The sequence below is a fragment of the Xanthomonas sp. NCPPB 1132 genome, assembly GCF_056629235.1.
This window is the reverse complement of sequence record NZ_CM152819.1, coordinates 2,121,155-2,146,835: the sequence shown is the minus strand read 5'-3', so window position 1 is coordinate 2,146,835 and position 25,681 is coordinate 2,121,155. Positions and strand designations below refer to the sequence as shown.

Here is a 25,681-nt window from a genome sequence, read left to right as displayed (position 1 = left end):
CTTTGCCTGCATGGTGGAAGCGCAGGCCGGCACGCCGGCGCTGCGGTCGCCGCCTCCGCATCGCGGGGCGCTGCGGACATGGTAGACGGGCGGCACCGCGACGCGTGCAGTTGCATACGTATTCATCGCATGCGCCACGGCGGCCGCGGACCGCGTCGCTATAGTCGATGCGCTGCCACGGTCGCCCTGGGAGGGGATATGCCGCTGTTTGAGGTCCTATCGCGCCTGCGTGCGCCGTCGTTGCTGGCGAGCGTGTCGTGGTGCGTTGCGCCATGCCTGCACGCCGCGCCGCAGACGGTGGCCAGCGTGGACTCGCCGGGCAAGGTCCTGCGCGTCTCCCTGCAGTTGGACGACGGCCGCCCCAGCTATCGCGTGCAGCGGCTGGGCGAGGCGGTGATCGGCGAATCGCGGCTGGGCTTCCAGTTGCGCGACGGCGCGCTGGATCGCGATCTGGCGGTGCTGGACCAGCACAGCCGCAGCGTCGACGAGACCTGGGAACAGCCGTGGGGCGAGCGCCGCTATGTGCGCAACCACTACAACGAACTGCGCGTGGACCTGGGCGAGCGTGGCGGCCGCCAGCGTCGCTTCGCGGTGGTGTTCCGGGTCTACGACGACGGGCTCGGCTTCCGTTACAGCTTTCCGGAGCAGCCCGGCATGCAGGAGTCCGTCATCGACGAAGAGCTCACCGAGTTCGACATCGTCCCCGATGCGACCGCCTGGTGGATTCCCGCCGGCGCACCCATCCACTACGAATACCTGTACCGACGCACGCCGCTGCGCGAGGTGCCGCTGGCGCACACGCCGTTCACCCTGCGCAGCCAGGACGGCCTGCACCTGGCCATCCACGAGGCGGCCCTGGTCGACTACGCCGGGATGTGGCTGCGCCGCGGCGCAGGCCAGCGCCTGCATGCGCAACTGTCGCCGTCGGCAGAAGGCTGGAAGGTGCGCCGGTCCCTGCCCTTCGGCACGCCGTGGCGCACGCTGCAGATCAGCGACACCGCCGGCGGCCTGGTCGATTCCAACCTGATCCTCAATCTCAACGAACCCAATGCCCTGGGCGACGTGAGCTGGGTGCACCCGGCCAAGTACATCGGCGTGTGGTGGTCGATGCACCTGAACCGGGAAACCTGGGCGCGCGGCCCCAGGCATGCCGCCACCACCGCCAACACCCGCCGCTACATCGACTTTGCCGCAGCGCACGGCTTTCGTGGCGTGCTGGTCGAAGGCTGGAACCCCGGCTGGGACGGCAACTGGGTCGGCCACGGCGACGACTTCGACTTCACCCGCGCCACCGCGGACTTCGACATCGAAGCCCTGAGCGCCTACGCGGCGAAAAATGGTGTGCACCTGATCGGCCACCACGAGACCGGCTGCGCGGTGGAACATTACGAAGACCAGCTCGATGCAGCGCTGGACCTGTACGCGCGGCTGGGCGTGGACACTTTCAAGACCGGCTACGTCTGCGACGACGGCCAGGTGGACCGGCGCAATCCCGCCGGCGGCCCGCTGTGGCGCGAATGGCACGACGGCCAGTTCATGGCCCGCCACCATCTCAAGGTGGTGCAGGAGGCGGCCAGGCGCCACCTGTCGGTCAATGCCCACGAACCGATCAAGGACACCGGCCTGCGCCGCACCTACCCGAACTGGCTCTCGCGCGAAGGCGCGCGCGGCATGAAGTACAACGCCTGGGGCGAGCCGCCAAACCCGCCGGAGCACGAAGTGAACCTGGTGTTCACACGGATGCTGGCCGGACCGATGGACTACACCCCCGGCATCCTCAGCCTGAAGGGCCGCGGCGGACGCGCGATTCCGAGCACGCTGGCGCGGCAACTGGCGCTGTACGTGACCCTGTACAGCCCGATCCAGATGGCGGCCGACCTGCCCGAGCACTACCTGCAGCACCGCGACGCCTTCCGCTTCATCGAGGACGTGGCGGTGGACTGGGACGACAGCCGCGTGCTCGACGGCGAGATCGGCGAGTACGTGACCATCGTGCGCAAGGACCGCCACAGCCGCGACTGGTTCCTGGGCAGCATCACCGACGAACACGGCCGCGTGCTGCCGATCGCGCTGGGCTTCCTCGAACCGGGCGTGCGCTACCGCGCCGAGATCTATCGCGACGGCGACGCCGCCGACTACCGGCACAACCCGTTCGACTTCGTCCGCGAACAGCACGAGGTCACCAGCCGCGATCAGTTGCTGCTGAAGCTGGCACCTGGCGGCGGTCAGGCGATCCGTTTCGTGCCGCTGGACCCGGCGCCGGCCTCGGCGGGCTCGGCTGCGTCGCACTGACGCGTTGAGGCGTCGCTGCGCCGCCATGCCGCTGGCTCGACACCAGCGGCGCACCCCGCGATGAAGACGCTCGGTGCCTGATCACTGCGCCGAGGACAGCGCCACGGCGCCCGGCATCCGCATGGGACGAACCAGTGACTGCGCCGGGTCGCGGCAGCGCGGCAGAGAACGCGTAGCCCCGTGCGGAACGACCTCGTCCTGGCGGGCAGCACCGAGCGTTCGCGATGGACGACCTCGTCGACACCGACGCAGATGTTCACAGTCGCACCGGCATACCGCTGCATGCACGACATTGCGATCCTGAAAGCGCTTCCAATGCGATGCAGGCCAGTGAATACGTATGCAGCGGGCGTTCGCGACCAAGCCGCGTGTCTACCATACAGCGCAATCGCGACACCGCCCTGCGGCTGCGCGACACGCACATCCGGCCGCCTCGCCGGTTCAGACATTCGCAAGACAACATTGCCTGGGAGGGGAAAATGTTGAACCACAAGCGCAACGCGCTGACGCTGGCGCTGGCCGTCGCGATGACGCCGATGCTGGCTGCGGCACAGTCCGAGACCACCGCCACCACATCCAACGATCCGGTCACCGAACTGGACAAGGTCCAGGTGACCGGCATCCGCCGCGGCATCGAGAACGCCATCGCGATCAAGCAGGATTCGACGTCCATCGTCGAAGCGATCTCGGCCGAAGACATCGGCAAGCTGCCGGACGTGAGCATCGCCGAATCACTCGGCCGCCTGCCCGGCCTGGCCGCACAGCGCGTCGCCGGCCGCGCCCAGGTGATCAGCGTGCGCGGCCTGTCGCCCGACTTCGCCACCACCCTGCTCAACGGCCGCGAAGTGGTCAGCACCGGCGACAACCGCAGCGTCGAGTTCGATCAGTACCCGTCGGAGCTGGTCAACGGCGTGACCGTATACAAGACGCCCGATGCCGGCCTGGTCGGCCAAGGCCTGTCCGGCACCATCGACATGCAGACCGTGCGTCCGCTGAGCTTTCCGGACCGGGTGATCGCCGTCAGCGGCCGCTTGCAGAAGAGCTCGCTCGGCAAGGCCGCCAACGTCGACGCCTTCGGCAACCGCTTCAGCGCCAGCTACATCGACCAGTTCCTGGACAACACCCTGGGCTTCTCGATCGGCTATGCCCACAGCGACATGCCCATCCAGGAAAACCAGGTCGGCCTGTACGAGCCGTGGACCACGCAGAACACCGACAACGGCAGCCGCCCCGGCGTGGCCCCGGGCACCTACTTCTCCGACGGCATCAAGGCGCTGCGCCGCACTGGCAACAACAAGCGCGACGGCGTCATGGCGACCGTGCAGTTCCGTCCGTCCAACGCCTGGACCAGCACCTTCGACGCGTTCCATACCGAAGCCGAGCAGATCGACACCGCCAACCAGTTCGAGGTCAATCTCAGCAACTACAACGGCGGCTACACGCCCGGCCTGCTGATCACCAATCCGCAGGTCGACGCCAGCGGCAGCTTCACCGGCGGCACTGCCAGCGGCGTGTACCCGCTGGTGCGCGGCATGTACAACAAGCGCAAGGACAAGATCGACGCGTTCGGCTGGAACAACGAGTTCAACCTCGGCAGCGTGCGCCTGATGGCCGACCTGAACTACTCCAAGGCCACCCGCAAGGAGCTGAACCTGGAGAACAACCTGCAGCTGGTGCCGATGCCGCAACTGGACACGGTCGGCCTGGTGATCAAGCCCAACGACTTCTCGCAGATCACCCCCGGCCGCGACTACTCCGACCCGAACAACCTGTTCCTGACCAACACCATCTATGGCTCCGGCTACGGCAAGGTGCCGGAGGTCGAGGACCGGCTGAAGGGCGGCCGCCTGGCGGCGACCCTGCCGGCACCGCAGGCGCTGACCTGGTTCTCGGACATCGACGTGGGCGTCAACTACGCCGACCGGCGCAAGCAGAAGACCCAGGCCGAAGGCAACATCCTGCTCGGCGCGCAGGGCGACACCAGCATCGCCAGCGATCTGCAGTACGACCCGGTCAACCTCGGCTTCGCCGGCATCGGCACCATCCCGGCCTGGAACGTGCCGGCGGCGGTCTCGCGCTACATGAACTTCAACCCGGTCACCAACCTGGACTACCTGATTCCGAAGTCGTGGACCGTGCAGGAGAAGATCACCACGGCCTGGCTCCGCGCCAACATCAACACCGACATCGGCGAGGTCGGTGTGCGCGGCAACATCGGCGTACAGCTGCAGCATGCCGATCAGAGCTCGCAGTCCAGCTACTTCGACCAGTCCCGTCCGGCCGGCCAGAACGTGCTGCCGATCGACGCCGGCAAGACCTACAACGACTGGCTGCCGAGCCTCAACCTGGCCTTCCTGTTCCCGCACCAGCAGACCCTGCGCTTCGCCGCAGCCAAGCAGGTGGCGCGGCCGCGCGTGGACCAGATGCGCGCCGGCCTGGACTTCGGCGTGGACACCTCTACCGGCAAGCCCGGCGGCAGCGGCGGCAATCCCCTGCTCGACCCGTGGCGGGCCAACGCGCTGGACCTGTCGTACGAGAAGTACTTCGGCGAGAAGGCCTACGTCGCCGCGGCGGTGTTCTACAAGGACCTGAAGAGCTACATCTACACGCAATCGCGCGACGATTACGACTTCTCCGCCCTGCTCGCCAGCTACGTGCGCCCGCCCAACATGACCGTGCCGGTGCAGACGACGGGCACCTTCTCCTCGCCGCAGAACGGCAAAGGCGGCACCCTGCGCGGCCTGGAGCTGACCGCCTCGCTGCCGCTGGACATGTTCACCGACAGCCTGCGCTGCTTCGGCATTCAGGCCAGCGCCACGTTCAACGACAGCGACATCAAGATCGTCGATCCCGAAAGCGCCTCCAGCGTGGGCTCGGCGCCGATCGACCTGCCCGGCCTGTCCAGGCGCGTGTACAACTTCACCGCCTACTACGAGCGCAACGGCTTCGAGGCGCGCGTCAGCCAGCGGCGGCGCTCGGACTTCATCGGCGAGATCGGCAACTTCAACGGCAACCGCACGCTGCGCTACGTGGTCGGCGAGAACGTCACCGATGCCCAGGTCAGCTACACCTTCGCCGACGGCAGCACCCTGGACGGGCTGAGCCTGCTGCTGCAGGCGAGCAACCTGACCAACTCGCCCTACCGCACCTACGCCGGCACCAAGGATCGCCCGCTGGAGTACGTCGAATGGGGACGCACCTACATGCTCGGCGTGAACTACAAGTTCTGAGCCCGGCTTAGAGCACGTAGACGACGCCCGCCGGCGCACACCCGGCGGGCGTTTTCTTTGGGCGATTGCCGGCTGCGGTGCTGCCGAGCACCCGGATATCGAGCGGCGAAGCGGAATTGCGATCGCGTTGCGATGGCGGTGTGCTTTGCCTGGCGGAGGGAAGACGCGGGGTTCGCAGGAAATCGCCGCTACGCTTCGCGAAGGTGGGACAGCTCCATCCCGGCATACATCCGATCGGCGGTCCGAATCACCGACGCTGGTCGTCCTCCGGGCCATCGGCGCCGAAAAAGCGGCGCTACGGCCGCCGACCAAGAGAGGGACAGCAGGGCCGATGCATAGCTTGCAGCCAAGAGGCGGCAGATGCGCCACTGGCGCTGCTGGAGGGAACCGCATTGGCCTGGCGACGCGCGCGCTTGGCGATTTCCTGGCGATGACCGACAGTGCGGCACACGTCCCTTGAAGCTTCGTGGCAGTAGCGCCAGCGTGGGCAGCGTGGCATGGCGAGACCGTTTACCGCCCGGATCAGCAACGCAGCCTCTGGATTGGCTGTCTGACCGCAGCCGGCCAACTGCCTCGATCTCATGGCGAACACCGGACGCCACCAACGGAAGACGGCAAGCCCGATGAGCGCTGTTCAATCGGGCGCAGACGTCGTCACCACCTACACGCTGCCGAATCCGGCGCAATGCGCCGCCGGATTGTCCCTTCACCCAACGGAATGCTTGCTGTGCCGCAGATGCATCAACGGCTGCTCGGCAAAGCCGTCGCCCTGCGCGCTCACGCGCCCTGCAGGCACACCATCGCATAGCCGGGCAAGCGCAAGCGCTCACCGACGGCGCCAGGCACCACACCTGGGACCTGCATTGCCTGCCAGCCTCCCTCGGGCATGGCCACGTCGACGGCCTCGGCGGACAGGTTGAACGCCAGCAGCAAGGTTTGCGTGGCGTGGCGACGCTCGAACATCAATACCGGCTCGGCTGTTTCGTGGAAGAGGATGTCGCCCTCGCGCAGCGCGGGATGGCGTTTGCGCCAGGCCAGGAACTGGCGGATCGCAAGCAGGACCGAATCCGGGTCTGCCTCCTGCGCCGCCACCGATTGCGCGCGATGCGCCGGCGCGACCGGTAGCCACGGCGTGCCAGTGCTGAAACCGGCGTGCTCGCCAGCCTCCCACGGCAGCGGCGTCCGGCATCCATCGCGGCCCTTGAAATTCGGCCAGAACGCGATGCCATAGGGATCCTGCAGCGCCTCGAACGGCACCTCCGCCTCGCCCAGGCCCAGTTCTTCGCCCTGGTAGAGACACACCGCACCACGGAGCGAACACAGCATCGCGATCAGCAGCCGCGCAAAGGCCGGCGTCTCCGCGCCCTGCCCCCAACGCGTCACCGCGCGCTGCACGTCATGATTGGAGATCGCCCAGCACGGCCAGCCTTCGGTCATCGCCGCTTCCAGGCGCGAGACCGTCTCGCGGATGTAGGCGGCGCTGAAATCGTCGGTCAGCAGTTCGAAGCTGTAGCCCATGTGCAGGTGCCCGGCCCGGGTGTACTCGGCCGTGGTCGCCAGCGAATCCTCCGATGAGATTTCGCCCAGGCTCACCGTGCCCGGATAGCGATCGAGCAGGCTGCGCAGCTTCTGCAGGAACGGCAGGTTTTCCGCCTGGGTGTTGTTGTAGTAGTGGTATTGGAACGCGTACGGATTATCCGGGCTGAAGCCACGGCCGACGCGCTTTTCCGGCGGCTTGGGCGGGTTGTCGCGCAGTTGCGGATCGTGGAAGCAGAAATTGATCGCATCCAGCCGGAAGCCGTCGACGCCGCGCGCCAGCCAGAACTCCACATTGTCCAGCGTCGCCTGCTGCACCTGCGGATTGTGGAAGTTCAGATCCGGCTGCGAGGCCAGGAAGTTGTGCAGGTAGTACTGCCCACGGCGCGGCTCCCACTGCCACGCCACACCGCCGAAGATGGACAGCCAGTTGTTCGGCGGCGTTCCATCCTCGCGGGCGTCGGCCCACACGTACCAATCCGCCTTGGAATTGTCGCGGCTCTGCCTGCTCTCCTTGAACCAGTCGTGCTCCACCGAGGTATGGCTGAGCACCTGGTCGATCATCACCTTCAGGCCCAGCGCATGCGCCTTGGCCAGCAAGGCATCGAAGTCGGCCATGGTGCCGAACAGCGGATCGACCTCGCGATAGTCGGCGATGTCGTAGCCGAAATCGGCCATCGGCGACTTGAAGAACGGCGAGATCCAGATCGCATCCACGCCCAAGGCGGCGATGTAGTCCAGCTTGCGCACGATGCCGGGCAAATCGCCGATACCGTCGCCATTGGCGTCGAGGAAGCTGCGCGGATAGATCTGATAGATGACAGCACCGCGCCACCATGGAGCCTGAGACATGCAACGCCCCCCTTCGGGCAGAGATCGCGCGTGCGACGGGCACGCGAAACGCTGCGTTAGAGTAGCGTTGATGCAGGAATCTCAGCGGGGCCTGCATACGTATTCAGCGAAAGTCGACTTACATAACACTTCAACAATCTTGGAGCAACCCGGCATTCACTGTAACCAACGCCTTAAACAAATAAAACGTCAAAATTATAATCAAGGAAAATAAAATAACGCATTGAAAATAATGCCAAGACAAAAATCCACTAATCAATATTTCTTGAAAATCGGCATTGTGCAATCTGAGAAAACGACTGAACACTTTGCAGCTGATTTCTTTTGACAATCACTCAATGCTCTTTGACTGGCAACCTTTTCGCTTGCGCCAGTATTAGTATTGACGCCTGTATTACTAGAACCAGCAACAGCGATGCATTGATTAAAATATGTCGCATCCAAGATGCAATCGCGCCCCCCAGCCTGAGAACATTTACTCAAAACGTCCTCGCGCGCCTCTTCCTCACTAAACTTTCCTTTTGTCGACCAAGCGCCATGCACACCATTAGAACTGGAAAGAGCCCCCCAAGTCTTGACCCACTCACCCGTGGGCCTGGATGGCGCAGCTGCTTCATCATCAGGCAAACATTGTGCGCTTCCTGCCTGCGTCCCAGCAGGACAGCGAGTCTGAGCAAAAGAATCGAGAGAGATGAGGCATCCCACGCTCAGAAAAAGACAGACGGAGAAAATTTTATTCATAATTAATTAAACCCTACCATCATAAGCGGCACGACTCCCAGGCATCGCGACCTGAGTCTGATCGCCAGAATTTCTATTCATATTAGCGTAATTGCTAACCTGAGAATTTACAGACTGATTTGGATTGCCATTCATTCCAAGGTTGGGCGACTGAGGGGTGTAAGGCCTTCCAGACCCCGGATCCTTGCCAACCGCACCAAATCCGGAGTACGGCGAGAACTGACCCAACGTGCCCTGGAAGAACGAGGCTGCCATCGGCGGGGCCGTGATGATCAGCGTGCTCAACACCAAGCCGATTCCTCCTTGTTGCAACGCCATACTGCTGACACCTTCGCCCGTCCCATTCGACGCGGCCCACGTGGCGAGAAACCCCGCCCCCACCGCAGCAATCACCTTCGTGGCGAGGCCCACCGTAAAGCTCAGGACGGCCAGGGAGAAGACGGTGCCGATTCCGTACATCAACCATTTCTGGAACAGCGACTTGGTGGCATCAAATAGCAGGCACAGGATGAACAAAGGCCCAAAGCCGATGAACAGCGCCATCGCCAGTTTGTTCAGCAGCAACAACGACCCGCCGACTACACCCGGCCCCGCCATGCCCAGGCCGGTGAAAAGCCGTGCACGGTCCTTTTCCTTCTCGCGCTCGGCGTTACCGGCCGTGTTGATCTGATCGATGCTGGTCATCGCCACCTGCATCAGCGCGAGATTCTTGTCGATCGCGGCATAGGGGCTCTCCGAACTGCCGGTCACTGTCTTCACGATCGCGCTGCTCAGCCCGTCGGTCAGCTTCCAGTAAAGGCCGTCCATCGCGGCGTCACCGGAGGTCGCCCCCGGCCTGGCGGCGGACACCATGCTCATCGCCACGCCGATGATCAACGCAGAACGCAGCGATGTCACCACCAGCTCCATGGCCGACTCACGCGACTGGCCCGTCGCGACGCGATAGCCTTTCAACAGAATCCACAGCGTCAATGCGCTCATCGCCGTGACCGTGACCCACCACGACATGCGAATCAGCAACGACCATTGGAAATAGTCGATTTCATCGCGCAGAAAATTGTTGATGAGCGTAAAAAACGCGTAATTGCTGAAACTATCGAGAAATCCCATGACCGCTCCGTAACGCCGACGCCCACCGCTGGGCAGCTTCTTGCCGATCGATTCCTTTCAGAACGGATCGGACTATGTAATCAGTCTTCGATGCTCAATCGCTTGAAACGGTCCGGCTGAGACGTCTTCACCGCCTGCAACGCCCCGCCCATCACTGCGCCACCGACGAGCTTGCTGGCGAAGTCGCTCAGACCGGAAAATCCTTCGAACAGGCCACCACCGCCCGTGTTCGTGGCCGAAGGCGCCTTCTTGCCATTCATCGCCGCCCACGCACCTGCGGATTGCACCTGATTCAGGTAGGAAAGCCGCTTCTCATACGCGAACATCGCTGCCTCCGTCTGCTGCCGGTCGATGTCCATCAGCGCCTTGAGCGCGATCAGCTTGTTGGTGTTGTCTTCCAGCTTGCCGATCTGCGTCTCGTTGATTTGCTGACGCTCCTTCTCGATCGCGCGCAGCCGTTCCAGCCGCTTCGCAGTAATGTCGTACATCGCGACCATGTAGTTGAACTGCGAGTTACGCGTCTTCTGGATGAGTTCGCACGTCTGCTGCTGTTCCGTGGACACGGGCGTTCCGGACGTGGTACTCGCGCAATCGGAAACGCCGTAGTTGTCGTCGATCTTTTCCAGTTTTTCCTTGGGCTTCTCGACTTCCTCACCGCTGGATTTTTCTCCTCCCGCCTTACCGATCTGATTGTCCTCGCGGATCTTGTCGAGCTTCTTATCCAGCGTATCGGTATTCTTTTCGTTCTGCTTGATCTGCTCCCTGTCGATCACCTCCCACTGCGCAAGCGCAGTGGCGGGCAACAGCATGCACAGCGCAAACGCGACGACGACGATGCGAATTCGATTTTGAGATTTCATAGCCTTGTCCATACACACCTCGACACAGAACTTTCAGAGAGACGCAGAAATTCGTGGACGCGCCGGCGCGCCGGTCAGATGACCGCGGCAGCCCCTCGGTTGTCCGAAGACGGCGACCTGACCGGAGCCGATTTTCCGGAGCCCTTGCGCTTGTCATAAAACTCGTTCAGCCACTGCTCCGGCTTCAGATCGTCCGGCGCGACGCCATGTTCCTTGGCCTTGCGCTCCAGCACCTGGTGCATGATTTCGATGTTGTCGGTCGACGCCGAGATCACCGACAGCGCGTCGTCCATGCCGCGCAGATTCAGCTGGCACACCGACGAGCCGTGACCCTGCTTGACCAGGAAACAGCGCGAGCGCTCGTCCAGGCTGACCACGACCTGGTACTCGGCCTCGGTGAGCTTGAGGCCGTCCATGTAGTCTTCTTTGCTCGCATTGGGATTGGGCAGCAGGATCATGGTCGCGGTCTGTTCGACCAAAGCGGCGGAGATGTCGCTGGCCAGCGCATCCTCCGGACTCTGGGTGGCGAAGATGCCCAGGCCGTTCTGCTTACGGATGGTCTTCTGCTTGTTCTTGGCGAACTCCTTCAGGCCGCCCTTGCCATCGAGGATCTTCCAGAACTCGTCCATCACGTAGATCAGCGGCCGGCCATCGATCAGCGCCTCCAGTCGATGCAGCAGGTAGTTGATGACCGGAACGCGCACTTCCGGGTTGTCGATGACGTCGGTGTAGTCGAAGCCGATGATGCTCGCCTTCTCGAGGTCGATCGTATCGACCGGATTGTCGAACACCCAGCCGTGCGAGTTACCGGCGGTCCACTTGCGCATGCGCGCGTACAGGCCGTCATCGCCCATGTTGGGCAGGCTCTTGCGGAAGTTGGTCATGCTGCGCAGGTGCATGGGCGTATCGAGCATGCCTTCCACGCCGCGGAAGATGTCCTCCTCCTCGCGCGAGGTGTACTCGAGCTTGCCGGCCAGGACCTTGATCAGGTCGGCCAGGAACTGCACGTTCGCCTCGGTGCGCTCGCACTGGAACGGATTGAAGCCGGTAGGCTTGCCGTTCTCCATCGCCAGGTAGTTTCCGCCGCAGGCGCGCACGAAGATCTCGGCGCCGCGGTCCTTGTCGAAGAAAAAGATGGTCGGGATCGGATCGAACTTCTGCACCTGGCTGAGCAGAAAATTGATCAACGCGGTCTTACCGGTACCCGACTTGCCGATCACCATGGTGTTGGCGATCGCCTTCTCGCCGAGCGAGTTTTCCGCCGGATGCGTCGCGTGGAAATTGAAGTAATACGGCTGACCGTTGGTGGTCTGCAAAGTGGTGACGCATTCGCCCCACGGGTTGTTGTCACGCTTGCCCTGGGCGAAGTTATGCAGCGGCGACAGGCCGAGAAAGTTCAGCGAGCTGACATTGGCCAGACGCGTGCGATAGCGCCAGTTGCCTGGCAATTGCGCGTAGAACGAAGAGGCGACCGCCAAATCCTCCTTGGTCGAGACGAAGCCGGCGTTGGACAGCTCGGCACGCGTCGTCGCCACCTGCTGCGCGAGCTTTTCCTGCGTCTCGGCGTAAACGGCGATGGTGAAGTGATACTCGCCCAACACGAAATTGCCCGACGACAGCTGATCCATCGCCAGGTCGAGCTCATGGATCTGGCTGACCGCCTTGTCGCCCGAGGACACCATCATGCCCTTGGTGCGATCGAGCACCTTCAGCGCGTCGTGCCGGCCCATCGGGCTGAAGGAGTGGGTCACCACATACTCGAAGTCGAGATACTTCAGACCATTGAGGATGCCCGGATAGGTGCCGTCGGTGTATTCCTTGATGTTCAGAATGGCGCCGAAATGATTGATGCCCTCCGGCGTCTTGATCACGAAGTCGCCGGTCTTGTTGGCGAACATGTGCTTGCTGACCGGCAGGTAGGCGGGCACCGGCGCCTGCAGCACCGGCACCGGCTCGTCGATGCGGTTGATCAGATAGCCGAAGAACTCCAGCGCCTCGGAGAACACCACGCCGTTGCTGGCTTCGTACATGCTCAGCCGATAGGGCGAGTAGTCCTTCAGCACGGCTTCGACGTTGCCGGCGAGCTCAAGCACCTTGGCGATCGCCTGGTCCTGCTCGGATTGCAGCTGGGGAATACTCGACGACTTGTCCATGAGCCGCTTGCCGGTCACCACCGGGCGATAGATCATGGTCATGTACAGCTCGTTCTGCATGATCTTCTGCGAGGACAATGTCCCGTAGTACTGATCAGACAAGGCCTGGTTGAACGCCTGCTTGAACTTGCTGCCGTTCTTGATGCGGCGGCGTCGGCGCACATCGTGCACCCAGAACGCCACGTTGGCGAAATCCGGGGCGCGCAACGTCTGCAGCATGCGGTTGAAGGTATTGTGCCGGTGTTCGATCTCCCACTCTTCGCGGCCCACGAACGGAAGCCCGCCCAAGTGCCAGACCAGCATGAAATCTCCTCCCGTCGTCTTCAGAACGGACGGCGCCACATGCGTGGAGATAGAGATGAACTCGCTGATCGACGTATCTGGGATGAACATAATTGGGTAACTCAGAATCCGTTTCGTCTTGCCAAGGCCCGGCGCTCACGCCCCGGGAACCGCCGACCTCGCCCACACCAGCACTGCCGGCGAGTCGACATGAAAAACCGAACAACCCCATGCACGACACAGGCGTCGTGCATGGGGTCTAGACCCGACACCCGGTTCCAAGCTAGCGCTTGGCGCCCGGCACCTCTTTCCTGTACTCATTCGGCGAGAACACCCACATGCCGGAGTAGCGCTGGAGATTGCGCACGCGCATCCTCATCATCCAGCGCAACCCGAGCATGCGGAAGATCATCTCGTCCCGCTTGGTCATCTGCTGCATGACGAAGACGACGATCGGAATGAGCAGCAACAACCGCATGTCGAAATAGATACCCATCAGGAAGCCGCCGCCCGCGCCAATGAAGAACGGGATGTAGGGCACCCCGAAAAACATGGCAGGCCGGGTGCAGCCCCGGAAAAGTACATTCTTATGCATAGTGCAGTACGTGCTGGATGAACTGGATGCTCGCGGACGCGGCGGTGCCGTCGCAGTTCCCAGCATCCTTGCCGATCAGCATCTTCGCCAGCTGTCCCGCTGCACCGATCAGCACACCACCAAGCAGCACCGGCGCCACTTCCGCCACCCGCTTGTGTGCGAACGCAATCTGGTAGCCGGCGAAGATGACCGCGATGGTCACCACCAGGACGGACGCCATGTTCAAGATGCCGTTGGTATTGTTGAGGAAACCGCAGACCTTGGTATCGGTGCCTGCATAAGTGTTGCCCGCCGCCATCGCGACGCCAGAAGCGAACACGGCTGCGGTGAACAATGCCGCCTTCAGGGCCGCCAGGCCGACAATCTTGGCGTTGGAATTCACTTCACCTTTCTTGAACATCATGAGTATCTCCTTGACTGGGAAACAGGGGGTAGAAGCCATTTGCATGGCCGGCTTACTGCATCTGGCTAGAATACGAAAGCTCCGTCGCCAGACGTCGGCGAAGGCGTACTTGTGCCAGGAACGGCCGCTCCCGCCACGGCCTGAGGCGCGGACGCGGGAACGTGCGAAGCGGGGGGCGCTCCGCCACCTGCAGGAACCGCCACTCCTTTGCCGGCGCCTGTCGGTCGTATCACATAGAGATCGGGGTCGGACGCGGCAGCCGGCTGCATCGGAGCAACCGCAGCGCCCAACACACCCGCCGGCTGCTGCGCCGGCAGGGCTGCCTGGGGACGCATCGATGGCTGGCCTTGCGCAGCGAGCCCGTTGGCAAGTCGATCGGCCGCCGAGTCGATGCGCCGCGACACGATCGAATCGACTTCGCGCACCGCCGCGGCCTTCACCGAGTCGTTGACCGCACGACGCACGCCTCCGGCGGGAATCACCGGAATCGCACCAGCGGTGGACGCGGCCAGCGCCCTGCCCTGGTTGATCGACGCATAGACCTTCTGCACGTAGCCGTGGCGGTACCCGGTCTCGAAGTTACCGGAGTAGTAGCAACTGAACGACTTGCCCCAGTTGCCGCCCGAGCGGCTGTAGCACTCGGCCAGGATCTTCGACGCGGCCTGCAGGTTGGGACAGGTCTTGAAGGCCTTTTCGTAGGTATCCAGGCCGTACTTGATCAGGTTGTAGCGATTGACCTGCCCCAGACCGAGGGAAAAGTTGTAGCCCTTCTCTTCCAGCATCCGCGCGGTGGCCACCGCTTCGGACAGGTTCTGCGGCTGGCGCACCAGGCGACCGCCGACCACGCCGATCGCGAACGGGTTGTGCGACGACTCGACGCGCACAACGTGCTGCATGACTTCAGCCGGAACCGCCATTTCGGGACAGCTGAGTAATTCCATGCCTGGCAACATGCCGTGGTTACTCCCTATGCATCGGCGTCATGGCAATCGACCGGAACGCCGCAGTGTCGCAAATCAATCGTGTTGGAAGAAAAATTCAAAGTCAATCGGCGGGTTTTCGCCTTGTCACCTCAATGAACATATTCACCCTCCACCCGAATGCGTGCGCTCCGGATCGAAATCGATACCGGTGATATAGCGCCGGCCTGCATGCGATTTGATGTGGACAACGATGTCGATGGTCATCATCAGCAACCGCTTGATGACGGCGAACTCCAGGCCCGAGCCTTCGGCCGAGGCCTTGACCATCAACGCCAGCTGGTCCCAGGTCTGGCCGATGCTGCCAGCATGGCAGCTGGTGATGGAGCCGGGATGACCGGAGGCGCAGTTGCGGATGAAGTAGAACGACTCGTCGCCACGCAGCTCCGCGAGGATGATGCGGTCGGGCTTCATGCGCAGGCACGCTTCCATGCAACTCTTCGCGGTGACGTTGCTCGTGCTTTGTCCACCTTTGGAGTAGAGCAAATGCACGGAATTGGGCTGGCTGATGAAGAGTTCGCGCGCGTCCTCGATCGTCACCAGCCGCTCTTCGTGCGGGATGTGATTCACCAGCGACTTCATGAAGGTGGTCTTGCCGCTACCGGTGGCGCCGGCGACGACGATGTTCTTCTTGAACAGCACCGCCTTCTTGAAGAATTCAGCGTAATCACGCTGCCGCCGCAACTCGAGCAACTCAAGGTCCTGCTCGCCGAGCCCCGACTGCACCTCCAGGATCTCCTGGAAGAAGCCGTCCTGCTTGTACTGCTCCAGGGTCTTGGTGTGCTTGGACGGCAGACGGATGGTGATCGACACCTTGCCGGCATCGCAGGCCGGCGGGATCACGAACTGCGCGCGCTGCCCGGTGGGAAAGGTCAGCGACACCACCGGATCGGCATCGGTGATGCGCTGACCGGTATTGCTCTCGTTGACCACCGCCGTACAGAACTGCCGGGCGCGGTCGAAGGTCAGCGACGGGATGTCCATCCGCTGCCAGCCGCGCAAGGTCTCCAGGTACAGCTCGCCGGGACGGTTGATGCAGATTTCCGTCACTTCCGGCGAGTTCAGATAATCCAGGATGCCCAGCACCGAATACTGGTAATCCAGGAAGTCCGTGGAGATCTGCGCGGTCGGAGAGTCGTCGAACGTCACGTCGCTGTCTCGATCTCGGTCAACGCGGCAACACGGCCGTGAAGTCGACGTCCTTGGCGACGTAAACGTTCACGATGGTGCCCTGGTTGATGGTCACGGTGGCGGGACGGCGACGATCCAATGCCTGGTCGGCCAGACGCTGGATGGACTGCGCCGTGTTGCTCTCGAACGGCTGCTCGGTGACGATGCCGGAATTGAGGCCGGTGGTCGTGGTCTTCGGACCATGCTCGGCCGCCGCCCACTTGAAGGCGTCGCTGAGCATGCTGATCATCAGCGCGGACGAAATGCGGCTGGCCCAATGCGCGCTGTACTGGCCCGGATGGCCGGCGCTGCCGAGGTTGTCCACACCCGGTCCGACCAGGGTCACATCGATGCCGGTCGGCGTGGTGATGCGGTCCCAGACCACCTGCATGCGCGGGCCGCTCGGCTCCGCGGCGCCATACTGGCCGAGGATCTTCGATCCCTTCGGCAGCAACAGGCGGCGGCCGTTGATGGAGTACACCGGCTCGGTGATGATGCAGGAGGTGAAGCCCGGGAAATCGGTGATGATCCGGGTCTCCAGCACGCAGCGGATATAAGTGCCACGCACCAGCAACCCATCCGGATTGGCAATCGGCTTTGCCGACGTCACCTGATCCTGCGGTGCGCCACCCTGCTCCTGCGCCTGCGGCATGCCACCGATGCCCTGCCCGGCACCGGAATCCTGCTGCAGACCCGCCATACGCCGCTCGAGCAACGATGGCCCACGCTCTTGCCGAGACGGCTGCATCGAGGGGTCATTGTCGGTAGGCATCGGCGGCAGCGGCGGCAGGCTCGGCTGTTCCGCCAGTGGCACCGGCTCGGCCGGCTGCACCGGCGGCGGCGCCGCGGTCTGCGGCAGCGCAGGCGCTACCACCGCTTCCTGGCGCGGCTTCGGTGCCGCTTCTGGCTTGCTGGTGCCGCTCACCAGCCAGAAGATCGCCACGATCAGCAGCGCGGCGATACCGGCCAGGAACACCAGCGCCTTGCGATTGAGCTTCTTCAGGTCGCTGGAGCGCAGCACCGGCTCGTTGGCATCCAGATCCGGGTCGGCAGTCTGCTGCTGGCGAGCGAAATAGGGATTCTCGCGCGGCGCGTCGTCCGCTTGCGGATTGCGCGGCTGGCCGTTATCGCGGCCGTAGTTTTCGTCAGACGGAGGTAGATTCGAGTTCACTTTTGCTTGTTCCTACGCAAGCCGACAACATTCTTGCCGTGGCGGATGACCAGGAAGGGATAGGTCCCGTGGACAATCAGGGTGTTGCCCTCGACGGTGGTATTGACCAGGAAATCCTCGTCGCTTTCCTTCTCGCGGCCGAACACGGCCGGGAAATTGCCTGTCGGGAACCGCGTCAGATCCATTTTGATATAGGTGAACTTGCCGTCGTCGTAGACGCTGCTCGGCACGATCCACATCTGCTTGGAGCGCGTGGAATAGTCGTAGTCGAAGTAGTAATGGCGGTCCTTGGTCAGCCGCGTATCGAGCTGCGACTCGTCCTTCACCTCGTCGCTGGCCGCGGCAAAGCTGGTGTCCTTCGGATAGATGAAGGTGACCTTGTACTGCACGCCGGCCTGCTTGGCCTGCTCCAGCCGCTGCCAATCCGTGGCCACCACCTTCAATTCCAGGATGTAGGAATGGGTCGCGGTGCGGATCATCATGTTGGTGTCGACGTCGACGTTCTTCGGCTTCAGATAGAAGACGTTCTCGCGACGGCTGAGTTCCCAGCCACTGGTGAAACCGGTGCTGTAATCGAGGATCTTCTCGTTCGGGCTCAGCTCGATCTGGGTGGTGATGCCCAGGCCGGTACGCACCTGATAGATCTTGTCAGGCTCGTACTCGTACTGCTGGACCACCTGGGCCGACGCGATCGGCGCGAACAGGCCCAGAGCCAGCAACGCAATATGCGCCGAACCGGTTTTCGTCAGGAAACTCATCGAACGTTCGCTCCATTACCATTGTGCTGAGGTGCAACGTTGGGTGCAGCAGGGGCCGCAGCGGGCTGCGTCCCCGGATAGACGGGCGCGCTCCCCGGATTGGCCACCGGTGCCTGCTGCGGAGCGGGCATTGCGCCGCCTGCTGGCACGACCTGCTGACCGGGCATTTGCTGCGTCGGCAGTTGTCCGGTGGCGCCCGGCATCTGACCGGCAGGCAGCTGTTGCGCCGCTCCGCCCGTAGGCGCCTGCACGGCAGGCGACGGCGGAACCGGCATGGCCGAATAATCGTTGTCCACACGATAATCAGTCACTTGAAAACCCAGTGGATTCTGCGTCCGCAGATCCTCGTCCATGGCCAGGTTATTGTTGTAACGAAAACCGAGAATGGCGAACTTATTGTCGAGAAAGGTCGATTGACCGGTTCTCTTGTCATAGATGCTGCGCTGGAAGCGCACATTTGCACCCGTGTACGGCTTGCCGTTGCCACCGAGCAATGAGATGCTCAGGATCTTCACACGAATGGACCGCGTCTTGCCATAGATGTAATAGGGCGCGGAGGGATTACTGGGCGCGTGAAGGCTGAAGTACTCCGCCCCTACCCCGGTATCGCGTGGCGCCATCGAAAACACCAGGCTCCAATCGTTGAGCCCCATCATCTCTGAATCGTAGGATTCTCTGGCGGTAATGAAACGCGCCACGTTGCTCCTGGCCAACGCCTCGCTGTTGGTGACGCTGCGAACCTCGCCAACATCACGCAACACGGACACCGTGGAATTGCCGGTGTACGCATCCGCCATCACCAGATACGGCACCTTCTCCTTCAGCGGCAGCATGTAGTAGTACCCGCCGCCCAGCAGCAGGCACATGATGATCGCGCCGAAGGCGACCCACCATGCGCGGCGCTCGCTGCGGCGCGCCAGATCCGCAATGCTGATCTCGTAGTTGACCGCCTTCGCGACCGCTTTGTTGACGTTTTCGCTTTCGGCCTGCTTTTTACCGAACATCAGACTTCACCAGGTTCGTAATATGGCTGCCGGCGCGCAGCGTGCGCACCGGCGGTGACGTCACTTCGCGCTGCCGCTGGTCGCCGGCGTACCGCTCACCGACGACGACGGCTGCACCAGGATGCGATTGCCCGCAGCGGTCACGCTCAGGCCTTCCTGTGCATAGACCACGCTCAGCTCGGCGACTGCCTGCTGGATGCTGGTGGTGTTGATCTTGGCCACCGGCGCATACAACGTGTAGTCGGACTGGATGCCGTAGGACAGCTGCATATTCGAATCCTTGGCCCAGCGCTCGAGCATCGTCTTCAGCGTGCCGTCCATCGGAATCGCCTGGTACACGTACGACGAGTACAGCGGGATCTCCATGGTCGACTCGGAGAAACGGTTGACCGGCTTCCATTTGCCGCGAAAGTCGGGCGCGGGCCTGGTTGCACAGGCGCTCAACAGCGCGACGGCACTCAACGTAGCGATCAGCCGAAACATATGCGTTCTTTTCACGCGAGCCTCTGAATTGCGGAAACGTGTAGAGAGCGGGCGGCGCGCAGGCGGCCCACTGCTGGATGGCGGAATTCGACGCAACCACGCGACACAGGCGCCGCAAGAAGGGAGCTGCCGGGAGCGGCACGGACACGGATCCGCGGCAGGCAACGGCATGCTCCCGAGGCCGCGCGATCGGCGCCGAAGAAAACGGAATTTGACGACAAACCTTCCATGTCACCCCTTACGTGCGCCTGTCGGCCCACGCCCCTGTTCCTGTACCTGTTTCTGTTACCAACGCATCGCCATACTCGCGAGAATGTGCCGGAGGGCATGCTCACGTCAAGCATTTGGCAAAAAATCGTTCAAATGATAAATTCGCCCAAAAAATAGGTGTTTTTCGTCACACTTTTAAATCGAGAGCGTCGGAATGTCGACTTTGGGCCGCAGTCGCGCGGTGAAGTGGCGATCCTTGTAGTACTTGATCTTGTCGCACTTCACCGGGTGCGGAATGCCCTCGTACAAGAACACCTCTTGATCGTTTCCCATCGCCTTCAACTCCTGCGGCAGCATCAGCGCCCGCTTCTCCTCCGACACGCTCCGGGTCACGTCCTTGCCGCGCGTGACGTTCTTCTTGCGGAAGGTGGTGTAGCCGAGCATCTCGGAGTAGTCGTTGGCATCCTGCTGCTCGCGCGGAGCGTAGAGAATCTGCAGTGCATGATTCGTGATGATGGTCCGCGAGATGTCCTTGCCATAGGTGGCATCGAGCTGGGCCATGCTCTGGATGATCGGCAGAAGACGGACATTGTAGCCAGCCATATATGACACTGCCGAGGCGATGATGTCGACCTTGCCGATGGCGGTGAACTCGTCCATCAGCAGCAGGCACTGATACTTCAGCGCCGGATTGCTCTTGGGCAGTTCCTTGGTGTTGAGGTTGATGATCTGGCTGAAGAACAGGTTGATGATCAGCCGGCTTTCGGCCAGCTTGTTGGGCTGGATGCCGATGTAGATGGTCATCTTCTTCTTGCGCAGGTCGGTGAGCAGGAAGTCGTTGTCGCTGGTGGCCGCATCCAGCACCGGGTTAATCCAGGCGTTGAGCGGCTCCTTGAGCGTGCCCATGATCGAGGCGAAGGTCTCGTCCGCCTGCGACAGCAGGTTGGAGAACGCCGACTTGGCATTGCCGCTGAGGAAGCGCCGCTCCGACAGCGACTTCAGGTACTTCTTCAGGTCGGTGCCGTCGCCGGAAGACAGGCGGTAGATCGCGCCCAGCGTCGGCGTGCCGAGACCGCCGGGGAAGCCGATGTTGCGCTCGTCGTCCCAGTTCTCGAACAGGTACAGCGAGAACGCCATGAACGCGTTGCGCGCCTGGCTGACCCAGAACTTCTGGTCGTCCGAGCCGTCCGGGTACAGCATTGCGGCGATGCTCATCAGGTCCGACACGCGGAAGGCAGGGTCGTCGGAGACGTAGCTGAGCGGGTTCCAGCGGTGGGTGCGGCGGTCCTCGGCGAACGGATTGAACAGGAACACCTCCTGGCCCTGGCTGGCACGCCAGCCGCTGGTCAGGTCGAAGTTCTCCTGCTTGATATCCAGGACCACCACCGATTCCTGGTACTCGAGCAGGTTCGGAATGACCACGCCGACGCCCTTGCCCGACCGGGTCGGGGCGGCCAGGATCACGAACTGCTGGCCGCTGAGGCGCACCAGCTTGCCGCGGAACTTGCCGACCACGATGCCGTCGCCGCTGGTCTTGAACAGCCCGTGCTTGGACAGGTCAGCCGCACCGGCAAAGCGTGCGTCGCCGTGCAGGCTGCGCTTGGCCGGCTTGAACATCAGCACCAGGATCAGCAGGGCCACCAGGCCGGGCAAGCCGAAGCCGAGGTAGCCGGCCCATTTGATCTTGCCGACGTAGGGAGCCACCTCCGGCAAGCCGATGGCGTGGACGTACTGGTAGTAGGTGCCAGGCCCGAACATCCGCGTGTCCAGCTTCAACAGCAACAGGACCAGGTAGCCGGACAGGAAATAGCCGCAGACGGCCGTGAGCACGACGACGAGCGCCGCCGCAACGAGTTTACGATTCGACAAGCCCTATCCTCCCTGATCCATCCTGGCAAATATTCTAGAGCGAGTTCCGCATTTTGAGACGCCCCGTGTCGACAGTCTGCGAGGCGGGCGGGAGTGCCTGGCGCAGGCTCGGCCGGAACAGCTCATCGTTCAAGGGCGGCGTCGCCAGGCAGCCCATGACCACGATGGCACCAGGCGCCCCCATGGCTGCGGCTCGCCTTGCCCGCCAGCCGTGCGGGCGGCGCCACGGCCTCGGATGGGTATTGCGTTTCAGCGGCGCTGCCGCGTGCTCGGCCTGTTCCGCGAAGGCTTCTTTTCCGCACTGACCGCGTCCCGATCGCGCTCGACCAGGCTATCCAGGAAGACCCGTGCCTCGTCCCAGGACATGTCGTGCGGATCCATGCGGGCGCCGCCGTCGGTGGTGACCGCATAGCCGACCACGTTGGCCGGGCTGTATTCCGGCTCCCGGGTCAACGCCACGAGCTGGTAGCGTCCTTTGACTTGCACCGTATGATGGTATTCCACCATGCGCCTGGCCTCCTCGCCTGATCGTCCGCTCGGATGCTAAAGCAAGCCTGGCCGCGCGGCCAGCGCTCTGCTGCCGAGCTGGCCGATGGCCATCGCACAGGCGCAAAAAAGCCGGCTTGCGCCGGCTTTGTCGTTTCCACGCTCGCATCTCGCGTCGTGGTGGGCGGTACAGGGTTCGAACCTGTGACCCCTACCATGTCAAGGTACGTGAAAACATTGTCATTTCAACACCTTGCGAATAAAATAGCAGTTGTTGGGACAGTTCTGGGACAACGACATGGGGACTATCTCCAAGCGCGGGGATAAGCAATGGCAGGCGAAGGTCCGGGTCAAGGGCTATCCCTCGATGTCCCGGACATTCGACTACAAAGCCGACGCTGAAAAGTGGGCCCAGGCGACGGAGCGGGAACTGCAGACATCTGGCTTTGTTGATCGGCGCGAGGCCGAGAAGACCACCTTTGCGACTGTCTTGAAGCGCTACGCGCGGGAAGTCTCCCCGACAAAGAAGAGCATGGCAATGGAAGCCGTGAAGATCGGCATCTTCCTCGAAGACCCTGTCCTTCCATTCCTGAAGATGTCCGCGATCACAAGCGCAGCGCTCGCGGAATGGCGCGATCGCAGATCCAAGAGAGTCGGGCCGGCGTCGATCCTGCGCGAGCTCGGCATCTTGTCAGCAGTCCTCAATCATGCGCGCCGTGAATGGGGCATCCACATCGAGAACCCTATCCGCTACGTGAAACGCCCCACGCCGCCGCGGGCACGGGAGCGACGCTTGAGTACCGATGAGGAGCACTACCTGCTCGCTGCGCTCCAAGCTACTGAGCGCCCGCAAGGGAACAGCTACGGCAAAGGCATCGCCAGGAATCCCTGGCTTGCTCCCCTGGTCCGCCTGGCCATCGAGACCGCCATGCGACGGGGCGAACTGCTTTCGCTTGCCTGGGAGCATGTCGACCTCAAGCGACAGGTTGCACACCTTCCTGATACAAAGAACGGCGATCCCCGTGACGTGCCGCTATCGAAAGAGGCTCTAAGGATCCTCAAAGAGCTTCCCCGAAACCTCGCCGGGCCAGTGTTCCCAACCACCGCAGAGGCGATCAAGCAAGGCTTTTCGCGGGCATTGAAGCAGGCCCGTGCAAGTTACTTCAAAGATTGCGAGGAAGCCCAGCGCAGCCCATCTCCGAAGTTCCTTGAGGATGTGCACTTCCACGACCTTCGCCACGAAGCTGCCTCACGGCTCGCAGAGAAGCTGCCCAACCTCATTGAGCTTTCATCTGTCACTGGACATCGGGACCTGCGGATGCTCAAGCGCTATTACCATCCCAAAGCCGAGGATCTGGCAAAGAAGCTTGGCTGATAGGCGATATGGTCACGTAACGCAGTCATCAGGGCGCGAACACGCGACCTGGCGTCCAGGGCCCGCGGCCGCGCACAAACTGGGTAGGCACATGGAGGACACGACGGCCATAGCGGGCGGCCGAAGCCGCCCTGTCATCGGCGGGAGTTCCCCCGCCACCTCCTACTTTGAACCGCTGCTCTCCCGTCGATTAGGAAGCATTCCACACCAACTCCGCATTGGCCGAGAGAACCAAGAGAGCTGAGTGGTCAGGCCACCTTCTCGCCAGGATCATTGGCTGCCAACCGCCACTCAACGTCCGGAGCAAAATCGAGAGGCATCTCGATAGGTTCATCGTCTTTATGAACCCGATTCCAATGCTCAACATCCAGCGTCAGCTGGACCGCATCGCCGATCATCTGCTCACGCCGCTGGACGAAAGCCTTTCTTGCGATAGGACGGGGAGCCTGGTCAATATCGGCCCACAGCACCAACTGGCTGCCATTGCTGTATTCGGTGTAAGCCAGATTTGATCGGTACGGGCGACCGGTAACCTCATCATGACGAGTTTCCTCGCGGGCGGCGCTGGAGAACTGCTCAGCGAGACGATCCAGTGCACTCTTCGGAGTGGGTAACGGCCACCCCATCTTGGCAGCAAACTTTGCAACCTCGTGCATGTTCACTGACACATCGCCTGTAGATTCGCGGTACAGGCGGATGATTCTCTGCATCTCTTGGCGCTTGCGGGCCATGCGTCACCTCCTAATCGGAAATCGGGGCGACGTTGCCCCATCCATCAACGATCGCACTTGGCATCACGATCGACCTGACCTTCACCAGGTGGTCCCGGAAAAGGTTGTACTTACCGATCCTGCGCTGCAGTTGACCTGCAACTAACCCCGGATGGACCTTGAGAGTTCGGGCAAATCCGACAATGTCGTCACTGTGGAAAAACGGCGCCTTCCTTACCACGAAGGCATCCATCTTTGTCTTTGGCACTAGGAATTCCGCCGCTGCTAGATTGGCAGCTCGCTCTTCCTCGGCCACATCGCTGCCTGTGCCTCCAGCCGACCCGTCAAGGTCAGCGTCCACAACAGCTTCACTTTTGCCGTCGCCCCGTAAGACATGTTCGAGTTCATGCCGAAGAACGAACCAAAAGTTGTCAATGCGATCGAACCTGATGCTCATACCGATCACTGGTGCAGTGTCCGAGAGCCACAGGCACACACCGTCAATTTTTGCGCCCGGCAAGGTTTCAACGATGACGAAGCGGATGCCATGTTCGGCCAGGACCCGGGGGACCTTACGTGCCTCGTCCGCTGAAGCCAGAAGGATGCTCAGACGTTCAATTGCAGCGCGCCCTTTGGCTTCCGAATAGGTGGGGACGACCATTTCGCTGGCCAATCGCTTGACGCGATAGAGCCAGGCCATCTGTGTTGGTGTTGCTGAGGCTCCCACCTCGGACCGCTTCGCAGCGTGCGGAAGAAGTTCAATCTGCTCTGGCGTTTCGACGTCAAAAAAACGCGTCAACGCCGCGTTGACGGCAGGGCGATCTCGTACTGAGGGTGCATCGAGCCAACCACGCTTGATCATCGCCGAAAGCGGGAGTTCGCCATAAATCAGCTGACGCTGAGCCGCCTTTGGGTCGGGCCGCTGCTTCAAGCGCGCAATGGCCAAATCGTATGCGGCCTGCAGGCGAAGGAACTCTTCAGCCGGCACCTCGAAGATTTGCTCTAGCTGGAGAGCGAGAACTGCATTGATCGGCTTCTTGTCACCAACCAATCGGCTCGCAGTACCTTCATCCAGACCGATGACGCCGGCAAAAGCGCGATTGTTCCACCCCCGGGTTGCGAGGAGGTGCGTCAGGAGCTGACCAGGAGTCGTCGGTTCATCATGCATGGACGGACAATACGGCAGTTTGGCAAAATTAGCAAACTCCCGCTTCCGGTCGCAATCCAGTACATTGGTCTGCTTCTATTGAGCCTGCTGTGCGATCACAGGTGCGACTTGGTTGAATGATAGGCGTCATCGTGTCCGGTTTCATACGCAGCGGTGGGTCTTGCGGCGATAGCGCCCGCCCAGCACGCAAACTGCGTATGATCATCTGACTTGCGCCGCTGATCATTTCATTTGACGCAGTGC

Annotated in this window: 20 protein-coding genes; 3 read left to right on the top strand and 17 right to left on the bottom strand. The window is 62.2% G+C overall.

Annotated features, from left to right (window positions below; genetic code table 11):
- Positions 1 to 198 precede the first annotated feature (198 nt).
- Both AC1G9L_RS09085 and AC1G9L_RS09080 read left to right on the top strand, forming a co-directional pair.
- Complete coding sequence (locus tag AC1G9L_RS09085; protein ID WP_019799460.1) at positions 199 to 2,292, top strand: glycoside hydrolase family 97 N-terminal domain-containing protein; 2,094 nt, start codon at positions 199 to 201, stop codon at positions 2,290 to 2,292.
- A gap of 479 nt (positions 2,293 to 2,771) precedes the next feature.
- Complete coding sequence (locus AC1G9L_RS09080) at positions 2,772 to 5,522, top strand: TonB-dependent receptor (protein ID WP_019799459.1); 2,751 nt, start codon at positions 2,772 to 2,774, stop codon at positions 5,520 to 5,522.
- A gap of 777 nt (positions 5,523 to 6,299) precedes the next feature.
- Here AC1G9L_RS09080 and AC1G9L_RS09075 read toward each other — a convergent pair.
- The 15 genes from AC1G9L_RS09075 to AC1G9L_RS09005 form a co-directional block, all read right to left on the bottom strand.
- Positions 6,300 to 7,910, bottom strand: coding sequence for an alpha-amylase family glycosyl hydrolase (locus AC1G9L_RS09075; protein ID WP_019799458.1), 1,611 nt, complete (start codon positions 7,908 to 7,910; stop codon positions 6,300 to 6,302).
- 255 nt (positions 7,911 to 8,165) lie between these two features.
- Positions 8,166 to 8,651 (bottom strand): DUF4189 domain-containing protein, encoded by a 486-nt coding sequence (locus tag AC1G9L_RS09070; RefSeq protein ID WP_481070775.1) that lies wholly within the window; start codon positions 8,649 to 8,651, stop codon positions 8,166 to 8,168.
- A gap of 6 nt (positions 8,652 to 8,657) precedes the next feature.
- Complete coding sequence (locus AC1G9L_RS09065; RefSeq protein WP_019799457.1) at positions 8,658 to 9,761, bottom strand: type IV secretion system protein; 1,104 nt, start codon at positions 9,759 to 9,761, stop codon at positions 8,658 to 8,660.
- 80 nt (positions 9,762 to 9,841) lie between these two features.
- Positions 9,842 to 10,570 carry a hypothetical protein gene (locus AC1G9L_RS09060; protein ID WP_019799456.1) on the bottom strand — a complete coding sequence of 243 codons (729 nt, stop codon included), beginning with the start codon at positions 10,568 to 10,570 and terminating at the stop codon, positions 9,842 to 9,844.
- 125 nt (positions 10,571 to 10,695) lie between these two features.
- Positions 10,696 to 13,167, bottom strand: coding sequence for a VirB4 family type IV secretion/conjugal transfer ATPase (locus AC1G9L_RS09055; RefSeq protein WP_481070774.1), 2,472 nt, complete (start codon positions 13,165 to 13,167; stop codon positions 10,696 to 10,698).
- Between the two features lie 172 nt (positions 13,168 to 13,339).
- The gene (locus tag AC1G9L_RS09050) at positions 13,340 to 13,651 is read right to left on the bottom strand and encodes a VirB3 family type IV secretion system protein (protein ID WP_160967317.1); all 312 of its coding nucleotides are present in this window, start codon (positions 13,649 to 13,651) and stop codon (positions 13,340 to 13,342) included.
- Positions 13,644 to 14,051 (bottom strand): TrbC/VirB2 family protein, encoded by a 408-nt coding sequence (locus AC1G9L_RS09045; RefSeq protein WP_481071080.1) that lies wholly within the window; start codon positions 14,049 to 14,051, stop codon positions 13,644 to 13,646. Before AC1G9L_RS09045 ends, AC1G9L_RS09050 begins: the two co-directional genes overlap by 8 nt.
- Before the next feature lie 68 nt (positions 14,052 to 14,119).
- Positions 14,120 to 14,995, bottom strand: coding sequence for a lytic transglycosylase domain-containing protein (locus tag AC1G9L_RS09040; RefSeq protein ID WP_481070772.1), 876 nt, complete (start codon positions 14,993 to 14,995; stop codon positions 14,120 to 14,122).
- A gap of 144 nt (positions 14,996 to 15,139) precedes the next feature.
- Positions 15,140 to 16,183, bottom strand: a complete 1,044-nt coding sequence (gene virB11, locus AC1G9L_RS09035) for a P-type DNA transfer ATPase VirB11 (protein ID WP_019799451.1) — start codon at positions 16,181 to 16,183, stop codon at positions 15,140 to 15,142.
- Between the two features lie 19 nt (positions 16,184 to 16,202).
- On the bottom strand, positions 16,203 to 17,375 hold the full coding sequence (locus tag AC1G9L_RS09030) for a TrbI/VirB10 family protein (protein ID WP_019799450.1): 1,173 nt from the start codon (positions 17,373 to 17,375) through the stop codon (positions 16,203 to 16,205).
- Positions 17,372 to 18,133 carry a TrbG/VirB9 family P-type conjugative transfer protein gene (locus AC1G9L_RS09025; RefSeq protein WP_481070770.1) on the bottom strand — a complete coding sequence of 254 codons (762 nt, stop codon included), beginning with the start codon at positions 18,131 to 18,133 and terminating at the stop codon, positions 17,372 to 17,374. Before AC1G9L_RS09025 ends, AC1G9L_RS09030 begins: the two co-directional genes overlap by 4 nt.
- Positions 18,130 to 19,137 carry a VirB8/TrbF family protein gene (locus AC1G9L_RS09020; RefSeq protein WP_019799448.1) on the bottom strand — a complete coding sequence of 336 codons (1,008 nt, stop codon included), beginning with the start codon at positions 19,135 to 19,137 and terminating at the stop codon, positions 18,130 to 18,132. The genes AC1G9L_RS09025 and AC1G9L_RS09020 overlap by 4 nt, the downstream gene beginning before the upstream one ends.
- Positions 19,138 to 19,197: 60 nt before the next feature.
- On the bottom strand, positions 19,198 to 19,620 hold the full coding sequence (locus tag AC1G9L_RS09015; RefSeq protein ID WP_017907227.1) for a hypothetical protein: 423 nt from the start codon (positions 19,618 to 19,620) through the stop codon (positions 19,198 to 19,200).
- A gap of 405 nt (positions 19,621 to 20,025) precedes the next feature.
- On the bottom strand, positions 20,026 to 21,660 hold the full coding sequence (locus AC1G9L_RS09010) for a type IV secretory system conjugative DNA transfer family protein (protein ID WP_010342094.1): 1,635 nt from the start codon (positions 21,658 to 21,660) through the stop codon (positions 20,026 to 20,028).
- 288 nt (positions 21,661 to 21,948) lie between these two features.
- Complete coding sequence (locus AC1G9L_RS09005) at positions 21,949 to 22,206, bottom strand: hypothetical protein (RefSeq protein WP_010342095.1); 258 nt, start codon at positions 22,204 to 22,206, stop codon at positions 21,949 to 21,951.
- Between the two features lie 250 nt (positions 22,207 to 22,456).
- Between AC1G9L_RS09005 and AC1G9L_RS09000 the strand changes: the two genes are divergently transcribed.
- Positions 22,457 to 23,560: a tyrosine-type recombinase/integrase gene (locus tag AC1G9L_RS09000; RefSeq protein ID WP_019800005.1), complete on the top strand. Its 1,104-nt coding sequence runs from the start codon at positions 22,457 to 22,459 to the stop codon at positions 23,558 to 23,560.
- A 248-nt stretch (positions 23,561 to 23,808) separates the two neighbouring features.
- Here AC1G9L_RS09000 and AC1G9L_RS08995 read toward each other — a convergent pair whose 3' ends face one another.
- Both AC1G9L_RS08995 and AC1G9L_RS08990 read right to left on the bottom strand, forming a co-directional pair.
- Complete coding sequence (locus AC1G9L_RS08995; RefSeq protein ID WP_019800006.1) at positions 23,809 to 24,291, bottom strand: hypothetical protein; 483 nt, start codon at positions 24,289 to 24,291, stop codon at positions 23,809 to 23,811.
- Positions 24,292 to 24,301: 10 nt separating this feature from the next.
- On the bottom strand, positions 24,302 to 25,438 hold the full coding sequence (locus AC1G9L_RS08990; protein WP_019800007.1) for an ImmA/IrrE family metallo-endopeptidase: 1,137 nt from the start codon (positions 25,436 to 25,438) through the stop codon (positions 24,302 to 24,304).
- Positions 25,439 to 25,681: the final 243 nt, after the last annotated feature.